This window comes from Streptomyces sp. NPDC093252 (assembly GCF_040683675.1).
Classification (GTDB): Bacteria; Actinomycetota; Actinomycetes; order Streptomycetales; family Streptomycetaceae; genus Streptomyces.
On record NZ_JBFBEM010000001.1, the window covers coordinates 751,072 to 762,942 of the forward strand.

Consider the following 11,871-nt stretch of genomic DNA (forward strand, 5'->3'; position numbering starts at 1 on the left):
TAACCACCAGCCCCCGCCTGCTCCTATGATGCCTGGGTGGTCAACCGTTCCTTCCGTCACTCCCGCCCCCGAGGGGCCGCCCGGCCATGAGCGCGCGGCGGCGATCCGGATCCGTGGTACTGGGCCTGCTCGTGGCCCTCGCCACGCTCTTCGGCGTGGCCTGTCTGTGCGCCAGCACGAGTGCCCCGAAGGGACCGCACGCCGGTACCGCCCAGATCCGGTCCGCCGACTTCACCGCCGTCACCGGCGGTCAGGGCCCGCAGGGTTTCGTGCTCGGGGCGAACGGCCAGGTGCTCGACCTGGCCTGTCTCTCCCCGGGGCACCAGCAGTGTGACGGAACGCCGGTGGCGGACACCCCGACCACGGGCCCGGTCCCCCAGCCGCAGCCGCTGGGGCTGCCCGCGCGCCCGGCGCCCGGCGAGGCCGGGGCGGCCCCGCCCGCCACCCGGTACGCGCCCCCGCCGCGCCCGCCCGATCTCCATGTCCTGCAAGTGCTGCGCACCTGATACCGGACACCGTCCTTCCACGGTTCCGACTGTTCGACCGGATCCCGCTCCGGCATCCGTCACCTTCCGCTGCACACAAAGGACTTCACCATGGCCTCGGCCAAATCCAAGAACACGAACGACGGCAGGAACCCGGGCCAGGGCAAGCCCGGCAGCAAGGCGGCCAAGGCCGCGTCGCGGCGCGCCCGAATAGAGGAGCAGCGCCGCGCCGAGAAGGCCCGCGAGCGGCGCGGACGCATCATCACCATCGCCGTGTCCACGGTGATCGTGCTGAGCCTGATCGGGGGTGGCTGGTATCTGCTGGACACCGCCAACCAGCAGGAGCAGGAGCAGGCCGCCCCGGTCGAGGGCGAGCGGACCTGGGACGACCTGAGCCAGAACCATGTGGAGAACGAGGTCGACTACGCGATGACCCCGCCGGTCGGCGGCGACCACAACGCGGTCTGGCAGAACTGCAACAGCGACGTCTACACCGAGGCCATCGCCGACGAGAACGCGGTGCACTCCCTGGAGCACGGCGCGGTCTGGATCACGTACAACGCCGATGTGGCGGACGCCGACGTGGAGTCGCTGACCGAGACGGTGCAGAACACCCCGTACACCATGATCAGCCCGTACGAGGGCACCGAGTCGCCGATCACGCTGTCCGCCTGGGGCATTCAGCTCGGGGTGACGGAGGCGTCGGACCCGCGGATTGACGAGTTCCTGGAGAAGTACGTCCAGGGCGCCCAGACCCCGGAGCCGGGCGCCGCCTGCACGGGCGGCATCGGCGCCTGATCCCGACGCCGGAGGCACCCCGTCAGGCCCCGGCAGCCAGGCCCCGCGCCCGGCTGCCGGGGCCTGCCCCGTCCACCCCGGCCCCTCCTTTCGCGCATACCCCCACCCCCCACCCCATCTCCTAATCAGCTTAGGACATACGATGTCGGGGTCCGGCCCGCCGTCCAGCGAAAGAACGCCCCCATGCGCACCCCGCTCCGCTCCCTCGCCGCCGCTGCCGCCACCGGGGTCGCCCTCGCGGTCACCCTCACCGCCTGCTCGTCCGGCTCCGGCACCGGCGCGGACGCGGACCCCGCCGAGGTCACCGTCAGCCATGTGCACGGCCTGGGCATCGACCCGGCCGACGGGCTGCTGTACGTGGCGACGCACGAGGGCGTGGTGGCCGTCGACGAGGGCGGCGAGGCCCGCCGGGTCAGCGACAAGGCCGACTACATGGGCTTCACGGTCGCCGGGCCCGGCACCTTCCTGGGCAGCGGCCATCCGGCGCCGGACGGCGACGGTCCCGCCAACCGGGGCCTGATCGAGTCCACCGACTCCGGCGAGACCTGGCGCACCCGCTCCCTCGCCGGCACCACCGACTTCCACGCCCTCGAATACGCCCACGACACCGTGTACGGCTACGACAGCACCAACGGTGTCCTGCGGGTCAGCGTCGACCGCACCACCTGGGACACCCGGGCCGAACTCACCGCCCTCGACATCGCGGTCAGCCCCGCCGACCCGGAACTCGTCCTGGCCACCACGGAGTCCGGGATCGCCCGCAGCACCGACGGCGGACGCACCTTCACCGGGGGCTCCGCCCCGGTCATGGGCTTCCTCTCCTGGCCCGACGACACCGTCCTGTACGGCCTCGACCAGTCCGGCGCCCTGCACCGCAGCACCGACGGCGGCGCGAACTGGACCGCGTCCGGCACGGTCCCCGGCGGCGCCCCGCAGGCACTGACCGCCGTGGACCCCGAACGGATCCTGGCCGCCACCCAGGACGGTGTCTACGAGTCGCGCGACGGCGGCCGGACCTTCACCGCCCGCCTCCCCATCTCCGGCACCACGGCCCACTGACCCGGCCACCTGCCACCCGGCCACCCGGCCCGCACAACCTCCCGCCACCCCACGCGTCCTGACTTCCCGGGAGAGGCCCCGGCGGGCAGCGCGGCGGAGGTGCGGGCGACGGGCCGGGGCGGCGCTGCGGGCGGTGGACGGCTGCCGGTGACGCGGGCTCAGGCGGGCCGGAACGGGCCGTCGGCCGCGAAGGCGAGGGCGGCGAAGCGCTCGCCCATCAGACGGTGGGTGGCGGCGTCCGGGTGGAGCCGGTCGGGGAGCGGGAGTTCGGCGGTGTCGGAGGGGCCGTAGAGGGCCCGGCCGTCCAGGTGGTGGAGGTGGGGGTCGTGGGCGGCGCGCCGGGCGACGATCCCGGCGAGGGCGTCGCGGACGACGGTCAGGGTGAGCTTGCCGAGCGGGACCTCGGCCGGGTCGCCCGCGGCGACGAAGCGGGCCCGACCGGCGGCGAGGGCGTCGAGGTCGGGGGCGGTGGGGCCGGGGGTGGTCTCGTGAAGCGGGCAGAGAATGGGGGAGATCACCAGCAGGGGCGCGGTGGGGTGGCCCTCGCGGACGGTGTCGAGAAATCCGTGCACCGCCGGGATGAACGCCCGCAGCCGCATCAGATCCAGATTGACCACATTGATACCGATCTTGACGCTGAGCAGATCGGCGGGGGTGTCCCGCAGGGCGCGGGCGGTGAAGGGGTCGAGGAGGGCGCTCCCGCTGAGCCCGAGATTGACGAGGTCCACCCCGGCCAGGGCGGCGGCGAGGGCGGGCCAGGTGGTGGTGGGGCTCGCGGCGTCCGAGCCGTGGCTGATCGAGCTGCCGTGGTGCAGCCACACCCGGCGGCCCCGGTCCGGCAGGGGTGCCACGGGCGCGTCGGAGCGCAGCGCGAGCAGCTCGGTGACCTCGTTGTACGGCAGCCAGATCTCGATGTCCTTGGGTCCGGCGGGCAGGCCGGAGAAGCGGACGGTGCCGGGCGGGCCGGGGGTCAGCTCGGTGGCGCCGGTGGTCATGTCGAGGGTGAGGGTGTTGCCGCCGGTGACGGTGGCCTGGGCGGTGAGGCGGCCGTCGACGACCAGGTCGTACCGGCCGTCGGGGCGGGGCGGGGCACCGGCGTAGGCGCGTTTGGTGGGGAGGGTGTCGAGTTCGAGGGCGGTGGCGGCGGTGCGCAGGGCGAGCCGTACGCCGGAGGGCTGGGACTCGGCCAGGGCGAGCTGGCCGTCGGGGCACTGGGCGCGGGCGGCGGCGGGCAGCCGGTGCGGCAGCAGACCGCCGCGCGGGGTCCGCTCCAGTTCGAGGGCACCGCGCACGAGGTCGGCGGTGAGGGGGGTGGAGATCCGGGCGGGGTCGGTGGGGCTGGTGGGGGTGGTGTTCATGGGCGGGTGCCTCGCTCGGTGGGGGTGGGGGCGGGCCAGGTGCGCAGCAGGGCGTCGAGGGCGTCGATGATCCGTTCCCAGGATTCCTGGGAGTCGGGGGCGCTGTGGCTGAAGCCACCGGCGAGTTCCAGGCTGACGTAGCCGTGGAAGACGCTGCCGAGCAGCCGGACGGCGTGGGTCTGGTCGGGGCCGGTGAGGTCGTAGCCGCGCAGGACGGCCCGGGTCATCCGGGCGTGCCGGCTCCCGGCGCTCGCGGCGGCGTCCTCGGGGCCGAGCCGGAGCCGGGCGGCGTCGTAGCGGCCGGGGTGGGCGCGGGCGTAGTCGCGGTGGACGTCGGCGAAGGCGGCGAGGGCGTCCTTGCCGGCCCGGCCCGCGAGGGCGTCGGCGCCCCGGTCGGCCAGCTCCTCCAGCGCGTACAGGGCGATCCTGACCTTGAGGTCCCGGGAGCTGCGGACATGCGAGTAGAGGCTGGCGACCTTCACGTCGAAGCGCCTGGCCAGCGCGGACAGGGTGACCTCGGCGAAGCCGACCTCGTCGGCCAGCTCCGCACCGGCCTCGGTCAGCCGTTCCACCGTGAGTCCCGCACGCGCCACGCCCCCTCCTCCCCAACAACAAAACCCGAAATCCACACACCACAAGCCAAAACCCGACCACCCACCCTCCATCTGCCTAACCCCTTTAGGCAAATACAAAAACCCCACCCCCCTCCCCCCTCCCGCCGAATACCCCGAACGGGGTACGGCATCCCCAAGTCGCCCGGGGCGCCCGCCCGTTGTGGTTAGCGTCGCCGCCATGGCCGGACCGTCACTCGTCATCTCTCTCACCACCCTCCCCGCATACGCGACCGAGCCCGGGGTGGGCGAGCCATGACCCCGCCGCCCCCGGGCCTGTTCACCACCGAGGTCCCGTCCGTGCTGGTGCGCGACCTCGCCGAGCACCTGTTCCGCGAGGTCCAGCTCCACGGCCGCCTCGGGGTGCCCCGGTCCGGCGGTGCCGCGGCGCTGGAGCCCCTCATCGGCCTCCATGCCTCGGTCGTCCTGAAGGTGCTCCAGGCGCTGGAGCACAGCCTCGGACTGCGCTTCTCGTCGCACGCGGACACGGCGTACCTCCGGGTCACCGATGCCGAGACGGGCACCGTCGGCCACTGCGGGGCCGACCGGGACGGGCCGCTGCCCAGTGAGGCGATGCGGTCCCTGTTGGTGAGCTGGCACATCCAGGCCGAGTCCGGCAAGCCGCCGGTCCAGGCCCTGACCGCGCTGCGCGCCCACGCGGCGGAGCACGGCCTCGCGGCGGCGGTGGACTGCCTCTTCGACCTCAACCAGTCGGGCTACCTGGGCATGAGCGCCCTCCACACCCTCGCGGACGACCTCACCCGCGACGCCGGACGGCCGGATGTCCTGATCCGGCGCGGCTGGCACGAGGTGGCGGCACTGCGGGACTGCGCCGACCTCGACGACTGGGCCGGGCGGATGCAGGCCGCCGGACCCGCGCTGGTCACCCTGTGCGCGCTGCTCGGGGCGGGCGAACCCGGCATCGGGGTCCGCGCGGCCCGCCATCGGCTGGAGGAGATCGCCTGCGATCTGCCGTGGGTGACCGCGCACGGCGACGGCATCGGTCTGCCGACGGTCCTGCGCAGTGTCCTGGTCGGCGCCACGGCCGGGCGGGCGGCGGCGGGCGAGGAGGGGGAGGCACGCGGGTTCGCCGAGCGGTCGGCGGTGCCGGAGGAGGTGTACCGCGCGATCACCGACCCCGACCCGGCCCGGAGGGGGACGGTCCGCGCCCGCTGGTCCGGGCTGACCTGGCGGACCGTCACCCCCTGGATCACCCGCTTCCACCCCGACAAGGTCCTCACCGAACTGCCCGGCAGCTACTTCGGGAGCGGCGCCGACAGCATCCACCCGAAGGACGGCCGCCCCGACCTCACCGCCGCCCTGGCACCGCTCGGCCCCCTCCTGGCCCAACACCGCTACGACGAGGCCCTGAGCAGCCTGCTCCCGCTGCGCGAGCACTTCCCCTACGCGGCCCCGGTGCACGCCCTGACCGCCATCGCCCACGACAGCTCCGGCCGCCACGCGGACGCCCTTGAAGCGATCATGCCCGCGCTGGTGCTGATGCCGGAGACCGCGCGGTTCTGGACGGTCGGGGCGCGCATCGCGTACACCAACGGCTGCGAGAGCGACGCGATCACGATGGAGGCGGTGGCGCGACTGCTGCGGGAGTGACCCCGGGTCACCCCTCGGGGACCGGTATCGGGGCGGGGGCCGGGGCGCGCAGGGTGCGGACCGCCGGGGAAAGCAGGGCGGCGCCGGTCGCGACGACCACCAGGATGGCACAGCCGACGAGGGCCGTCCCGGTGCCGTGGGCGTCGGCGGCGGGGCCCGCCGCGAGCAGCCCGAGCGGGGCGAAGGCCAGGGAATCGCGTACTGGGCGACGACCACCCACAGCCACCGCCGGGAGGCGAACTCGCGCCACTCCTCCCTCAGATCGGCCCATCCCGAGGTCCGCTTCGGCGGGCGCCCGGCGATCCGCAGCCGGGCGGTGAGCAGGGCGCTGACGGCGAACGAGACCGCGTTCAGGGCGAGCGCCCAGCCCGCGCCGACCAGGGCCACGACGACCCCGGAGAGGGCGAGGCCGAGCAGCAGCGAGCTGTTGGTGGCGACCCGCAGCAGCCCGTTGGCCTCCTGGAGCCACTCCCTCGGCACCACCAGGGGGACGACTCCGTCCATCGCCGGGGAGAACAGCGCGGTCGCGGTCCCGGCGACCACCGCCAGCGCGCACAGGGCGAGCAGCAGGAACTGCCCGTCGCGCCACAGGACCGTACGGTCCGCCGGGGTCGCGGTTGTCACGGACCGGGACTGTACGAGGCGGCCGGACCGGGCGGGTCGGTTGTCGGCCACCTCGTACGGGCGGCGGGCGGGGGGTCGGGAGCTAGGCGGTGACGGCCGCCGGGTACGTCGGATACTCCACGCCCGAGACATGCTGGACGACCCGGATGACCTGGCAGGAGTAGCCGAACTCGTTGTCGTACCAGAGGTAGAGGATCGCGTTGTCGCCCTCGACCTTGGTGGCGCCCGCGTCGACCACGGAGGCGTGGCGGGAGCCGATGAAGTCGCTGGAGACGGCGTCGGGGGCGGTGATGAAGTCGATCTGGCGCTTGAGCGGCGAGGTCAGGGAGATCTCGCGGAGGTGGTCGAGGACGTCCTCGCGGGTGGTCTCCCGGGCGAGCTGGAGATTGAGGATGGCGATGGAGACGTCCGGGACGGGCACACGGATCGAGCTGCCGGTGATACGGGCCTTGAGGTCGGGCAGCGCCTTGGAGACGGCGGAGGCGGCGCCGGTCTCGGTGATGACCATGTTGAGCGGCGCGGAACGGCCCCGGCGGTCCGACTTGTGGTAGTTGTCCAGCAGATTCTGGTCGTTGGTGAACGAGTGGACGGTCTCCACGTGCCCGCGCAGCACGCCGTACTCGTCGTCCATCGCCTTCAGCGGCGGCACGATCGCGTTGGTGGTGCAGGAGGCGCAGGACAGGATCCGCTCGTCCGGCTTGATCGTGTCGTGGTTGACGCCGTGCACGATGTTCGGGACGTCGCCCTTGCCGGGGGCGGTGAGGACGACCTTCTCGATGCCGGGGCGCAGATGGTTGGAGAGGCCCTCGCGGTCGCGCCACTTGCCGGTGTTGTCGATCAGGATGGCGTTCTTGATGCCGTACGCGGTGTAGTCCACCTCGGCCGGGCTGTTCGCGTAGATGACCTTGATCTCGTTGCCGTTGGCGACGATGGTGCTGCTCGCCTCGTCCACCGTGATGGTGCCGTGGAACGGGCCGTGGATGGAGTCGCGGCGCAGCAGTGAGGCGCGCTTCACCAGGTCCTGGCCGCCGCTGTCGCGGACGACGATGGCGCGCAGCCGCAGCCCGTTGCCGGAGCCGGTCTTCTCGATCAGCAGCCGGGCGACGAGCCGGCCGATCCGGCCGAAGCCGTACAGGACGACATCGCGGGGCTCACGGCACTCGATCTTGTGGGCGCCGGTCGCCCCGGCGACCTCCTCGGCGGTGAACTCCGCGACGCCCAGCCCCCGGCTGTCGGCGCGGTAGGTCGCGGCGAGCATGCCGAGGTCGATCTGGGAGGGACCGAGGTCGAGCGTGGTGAGCGCCTGGAGGAACGGCATGGTGTCGGTGACCGACAGTTCCTCACCGGCTATCTGACGGGCGAACCGATGGGTCTTGAGGATGCTCACCACCGACTTGTTCACCAGGGAACGGCTGTGCAGCAGCACGGTCACGTCCCGCTCGCGCTGGAGCTTCCCGATGATCGGGATCATCGACTCCGCGATCTCCTCGCGGGTCTTCCAGTTGGTGAACGTCTCGTCGTTGATCGGCGTCTCGTCGTTGGACGATTCGTCGTGGGCAGTCGCAGGCGCAGTCACAGGCGTATCTTTCGAGCTAGGAGGCGCTCATATGGTAGCCCGGCCGGTTTCGGCCGCCGTGGGGGGCCCGCTCCCGGCCCTCGGCCGCGTCAGTGCCCCAGCCCCGTCAGCCAGCTCACCAGCAGCCGGTTGACCTCGTCCGGCCGCTCCTGCTGGACGAAGTGTCCGGCGCCGTCCAGGATGTGCGACCCGGCCAGCGCGGGCAGGGTGTGCGGGTACGCCTCGATCGCGGGGGCGAGCCAGGTCAGGGAGGCGTCGAGGGCGCCGCCGAGGAAGAGGGACGGCCGGGTGATCGGGGCACCGGCGTACGGGGCGAGGTCGGCCCAGTCGCGGTCCATGTTCCGGTAGCGGTTGAGGGCGCCGGTGAGGCCGGTGCGCTCGAACTCGGCGGCGAAGGCATCCAGCTCCGCGTCACCGAGCCAGGCGGGCCGGACGCCGGGCGCCGGGAAGCGGTCGCGCAGGGTGCCGCCGGGGGTGACGAAGTACGGCGAGGGGGCCTGCGGGCCGGGCATGGTTCCGGCGGAGAGGGCGGCGTAGAAGCCGGCCAGCCAGCCCCGCACATCGGGTTCGATCTCGCGCTCGGCACGGCCGGGGGTCTGGAAGTAGGAGACGTAGAACTCCTCGCGCCCTTCCCCTTCCCGACCCTCGCGCCCCTCCCCTTCACGGCCTTCGCGGCTCTCCCCTTCCCGACCCTCACGCCCCTCCCCCTCACGGCCTTCGCGGCTCTCCTGGCTCTCCCCCTCCCGGCCCTCCCCCGCGCCGCCCATCGCCGCGAAGATCTCGCTGGGGCGGGGCCCGCCGGGCGGGCTGTAGGGGACGCTCAGCAGGGCGACCGCGTGGAAGACGTCCGGGTGCAGCAGCGCGGCGGTCGCGGCGATGTTCGCGCCCCAGTCGTGACCGACGATCACCGCCGACCGCTCACCGAGTCCCTCGACCACGGCGACGGCGTCCGCCACCAGGTCCAGCATCCGGTACGCGCCGGGATCGGCGGGGCGCGAGGAGCGGCCGTAGCCGCGGACGTCGAGGGCGGCTGCCCGGTATCCGGCCCCGGCCAGGGCGGGGAGTTGGTGACGCCAGGAGTACCAGCCCTCGGGGAAGCCGTGGACGAGCAGGACGAGGGGTCCGTCGCCCTGCTCCACCAGGTGGGTCCGGCCGGCGGGGGTGGGGAGGAGGCGGTGGGTGAGGGTGGAGGCGGGCGCGGGGACGGGCGTTGCGGGGACGGGTGCTGCGGGCATGGTGATCCTCCGGGGCCGTGGCCGGGCTCGGGCGGCTCGGGACGCGCCGCCGGGGTCGATCCTGCGGCGGGGGGCCGGGCCCACGCGAAGGGTGTTGCCGTTCCGGCAAGTCGCCCGGACGGCGGAGTCAGCGGGGCGCGGGGGGTTCGTGGAGGCCGAAGGCCGAGCCCTGGTCGTCGCGGCAGAGCTTGAAGCGCCCGAAGCGGGCGACGGAGTCGGGATCCTCCCCGCCCGCATCACCCTCGTCACCCTCATCGCCCTCGTCGCCCTCCCCGCCCTCATCGCCGAGTTCCTCGGTGGTGCCGCCGAGGGCCAGCACCCGGGCGACGGCCGCGTCCAGGTCGTCCACGCGGAAGAAGAGGTACGGCGAGGCGCCCCGGTCCCCGCCGTGCATCCCGCCGGGCAGCCCCGGAGTGCCGATCGTGTAACCGTGTCCGCTCGGGCCGCGCCCGAGGTCCCAGCCGAAGAGCGCCCCGTAGAAGGCCCGCCCCCGCTCGGGGTCGTCCACGCCGATCTCGAAGAAGCTCGGTTCACCCGTCATCGCATGCCTCCTGGCAAGGGTCGGGCCGGTGCTGCTCCCACCGTACGCAGCGCCCGGGGCGGTGTCCCGGGCGCGGCCGGCCGTTGACAGGGGCAAGTGTGAGTGATTGAGTACTCACATGGCCACCACGGAACAGCGTCGACTCTCCACCGCCGAGGAACGCCGGGAGACCGTGCTGCGGACCGCCATCGGGGCGTTCGCGGCCCGGGGCTACTTCGGCACCACGACCTCGGAGGTCGCGAAGGCGGCCGGCATCTCGCAGGCGTACGTCTACCGGCTCTTCCCGAACAAGGAGGCGCTGTTCACGGCGGTGGTCGAGCACTGCTTCGTCCGGGTGCGGGCGGCCTTCGAGGAGGGCGCGGCGCGGGCGACGAGCAGTGCGCCGGAGGCGGTGCTCGACTCGATGGGCGATTCCTACGCCCGGCTGATCAGCGACAAGGACCTGCTGATGGTCCAGTTGCACGCCCAGGCGGCGGCGGTCTCCGAGCCCGCGGTGCGCGCGGCGGTACGGGCCGGGTACGCGCGAGCGGTGGAGTATGTGCGGGGCGCGTCCGGCGGCAGCGCCGAGCAGGTCCAGCGGTTCTTCGCGACGGGCATGCTCTGCCATCTGATCGTGGCCCTCGACGCCGACGACCTCGACGGCCCGTGGATCCGCACCCTGGCGGCGGGCATCACGCACTACTGACGCCTCCCGCCCCGGGCGACCGGTCGGCCCTCCCGACCCGTCGCCCTTTTCCGGACCGAGAGAATGAGTGGTCAACCACTCTCATTCTCATATCAACCACTCTCACATCAATCGCTCGCACATCCATCCCTCTCACCTTGCGAGCCACGTCGGAGGACATCATGAACAACACCGTCATCCAGGCCACCGAGGTCGTCCTGCCGGGCGTCGGGGAGCCCGAGTCGCTCCTCACCCGGGTGCGGGAGCTGCCGCAGTCCGGCCCGGGGCAGGCGCTGGTGCGGATGGAGGCGAGCGGGGTCTCCTTCGCCGAACAGCAGATGCGCCGCGGCACGTACTACGACATGCCGGCGTTCCCCTTCGTCCCGGGCTACGACGTCGTCGGCGTGGTCGAGGAACTGGGCCCGCCGGTGCGCGAGTGGCCGGGGCGGCCCGGGGTCGCCGTGGGCGCGCGGGTCGCCGCGCTCACCAGGACCGGCGGCTGGGCGGACCGGATGCTGCTGGACACCTGCGATCTGGTGCCGGTGCCGGACGGGGTCGGCGCCGCCGACGCCGTGTCGCTGGTGACCAACGGGGCGACGGCCTGGCGGATGCTGTTCCGCACGGCCCGCGTCCGCTCCGGCGACACGGTGATGGTGCACGGGGCGAACGGCGGGGTGGGCAGCGTGCTGGTGCAACTGGCCCGCGCCCATGGCGTCCGGGTGATCGGCACCGCGTCCGCCCGCCATCAGGAGGCGGTGGCCGCGATGGGCGCCGAGCCGGTCGACTACCGGGGCGATGTCCTCGCCCGGGTGCGCGAGCTGGCCCCGCACGGAGTGGCCGCGGTCTTCGACCATGTGGGCGGCGAGGGCGTCAAGGACTCCTGGCGGATGCTGGCCCCGGGCGGCACCCTCGTCTCCTACGGCAGCGCCTCCACCCGGGACCGGGCGGGCAACGGCACGCTGACGGTGCTCCGGCTGGTGGCGAGGCTGGCGCTGTGGAACGCGCTGCCGAACGGGCGCGGGGCGCACTTCTTCAACCTGTGGGCCGGGAAGGCGCGCCGCCCCGAGCGCTACCGGGCCGGGCTGCGCGCGGACCTGGAGCGGGTGTTCGCGCTGCTGCGCTCCGGCGGGATCGAGGCGAAGGTGGACCGCGCGTTCCCCCTGACCGAGGCGCCCGAGGCCCTGCGGTACGCGGAGTCGGGGGCGGCGGTCGGGAAGGTGGTGATCAGGGGGGAGGCGTGACGCGGGGAGCGCCGGGGCGCCGGGTTGTCCGGGGTGGGTGTCACCCCGTGCGGGGTGGGTGTCACCCC

The 11,871-nt window shown here is 73.5% G+C and carries 12 protein-coding genes and 1 pseudogene; 6 read left to right on the plus strand and 7 right to left on the minus strand.

Annotation, left to right across the window (positions count from 1 at the left end; genetic code table 11):
• The first annotated feature begins 86 nt into the window (after positions 1-86).
• From AB0O01_RS02955 to AB0O01_RS02965, 3 genes are all read left to right on the plus strand, one after another.
• Positions 87-506, plus strand: coding sequence for a hypothetical protein (locus AB0O01_RS02955; protein WP_365310351.1), 420 nt, complete (start codon positions 87-89; stop codon positions 504-506).
• A 90-nt stretch (positions 507-596) separates the two neighbouring features.
• A complete protein-coding gene (locus tag AB0O01_RS02960) occupies positions 597-1,283 on the plus strand; it encodes a DUF3105 domain-containing protein (RefSeq protein WP_365310353.1) in 687 nt (228 codons plus the stop codon).
• Between the two features lie 183 nt (positions 1,284-1,466).
• Positions 1,467-2,342, plus strand: coding sequence for a F510_1955 family glycosylhydrolase (locus AB0O01_RS02965; protein ID WP_365310355.1), 876 nt, complete (start codon positions 1,467-1,469; stop codon positions 2,340-2,342).
• A gap of 158 nt (positions 2,343-2,500) precedes the next feature.
• Here the strand turns inward: AB0O01_RS02965 and AB0O01_RS02970 are convergent, their stop codons facing one another.
• Positions 2,501-3,700 carry a GDSL-type esterase/lipase family protein gene (locus AB0O01_RS02970; RefSeq protein ID WP_365310357.1) on the minus strand — a complete coding sequence of 400 codons (1,200 nt, stop codon included), beginning with the start codon at positions 3,698-3,700 and terminating at the stop codon, positions 2,501-2,503.
• Positions 3,697-4,293, minus strand: coding sequence for a WHG domain-containing protein (locus AB0O01_RS02975; protein WP_365310493.1), 597 nt, complete (start codon positions 4,291-4,293; stop codon positions 3,697-3,699). The genes AB0O01_RS02970 and AB0O01_RS02975 overlap by 4 nt, the downstream gene beginning before the upstream one ends.
• 273 nt (positions 4,294-4,566) lie before the next feature.
• Here AB0O01_RS02975 and AB0O01_RS02980 point away from each other — a divergent pair, with 273 nt between their 5' ends.
• The gene (locus tag AB0O01_RS02980) at positions 4,567-5,922 is read left to right on the plus strand and encodes a hypothetical protein (RefSeq protein WP_365310359.1); all 1,356 of its coding nucleotides are present in this window, start codon (positions 4,567-4,569) and stop codon (positions 5,920-5,922) included.
• 7 nt (positions 5,923-5,929) lie between these two features.
• On the opposite strand, the gene AB0O01_RS02985 is transcribed toward AB0O01_RS02980, so the two are convergent.
• From AB0O01_RS02985 to AB0O01_RS03005, 5 genes and pseudogenes are all read right to left on the minus strand, one after another.
• Complete coding sequence (locus AB0O01_RS02985; RefSeq protein ID WP_365310361.1) at positions 5,930-6,148, minus strand: hypothetical protein; 219 nt, start codon at positions 6,146-6,148, stop codon at positions 5,930-5,932.
• A 41-nt stretch (positions 6,149-6,189) separates the two neighbouring features.
• Positions 6,190-6,678, minus strand: a pseudogene (locus AB0O01_RS02990) (MFS transporter); the annotation flags it as partial.
• Entirely contained in the window at positions 6,629-8,071 is a 1,443-nt protein-coding gene (locus AB0O01_RS02995; protein ID WP_365310495.1) for a glyceraldehyde-3-phosphate dehydrogenase, read from the minus strand. The pseudogene AB0O01_RS02990 and the gene AB0O01_RS02995, both read right to left, overlap by 50 nt.
• 140 nt (positions 8,072-8,211) lie before the next feature.
• Complete coding sequence (locus AB0O01_RS03000) at positions 8,212-9,357, minus strand: alpha/beta hydrolase (RefSeq protein WP_365310363.1); 1,146 nt, start codon at positions 9,355-9,357, stop codon at positions 8,212-8,214.
• A 127-nt stretch (positions 9,358-9,484) separates the two neighbouring features.
• Positions 9,485-9,898, minus strand: a complete 414-nt coding sequence (locus AB0O01_RS03005) for a VOC family protein (RefSeq protein WP_365310365.1) — start codon at positions 9,896-9,898, stop codon at positions 9,485-9,487.
• Positions 9,899-10,016: 118 nt separating this feature from the next.
• On the opposite strand from AB0O01_RS03005, the gene AB0O01_RS03010 reads away from it, so the two are divergent.
• Entirely contained in the window at positions 10,017-10,583 is a 567-nt protein-coding gene (locus tag AB0O01_RS03010; RefSeq protein WP_365310367.1) for a TetR/AcrR family transcriptional regulator, read from the plus strand.
• 161 nt (positions 10,584-10,744) lie between these two features.
• On the plus strand, positions 10,745-11,803 hold the full coding sequence (locus AB0O01_RS03015; RefSeq protein ID WP_365310369.1) for a medium chain dehydrogenase/reductase family protein: 1,059 nt from the start codon (positions 10,745-10,747) through the stop codon (positions 11,801-11,803).
• The last annotated feature ends 68 nt before the right edge of the window (positions 11,804-11,871 follow it).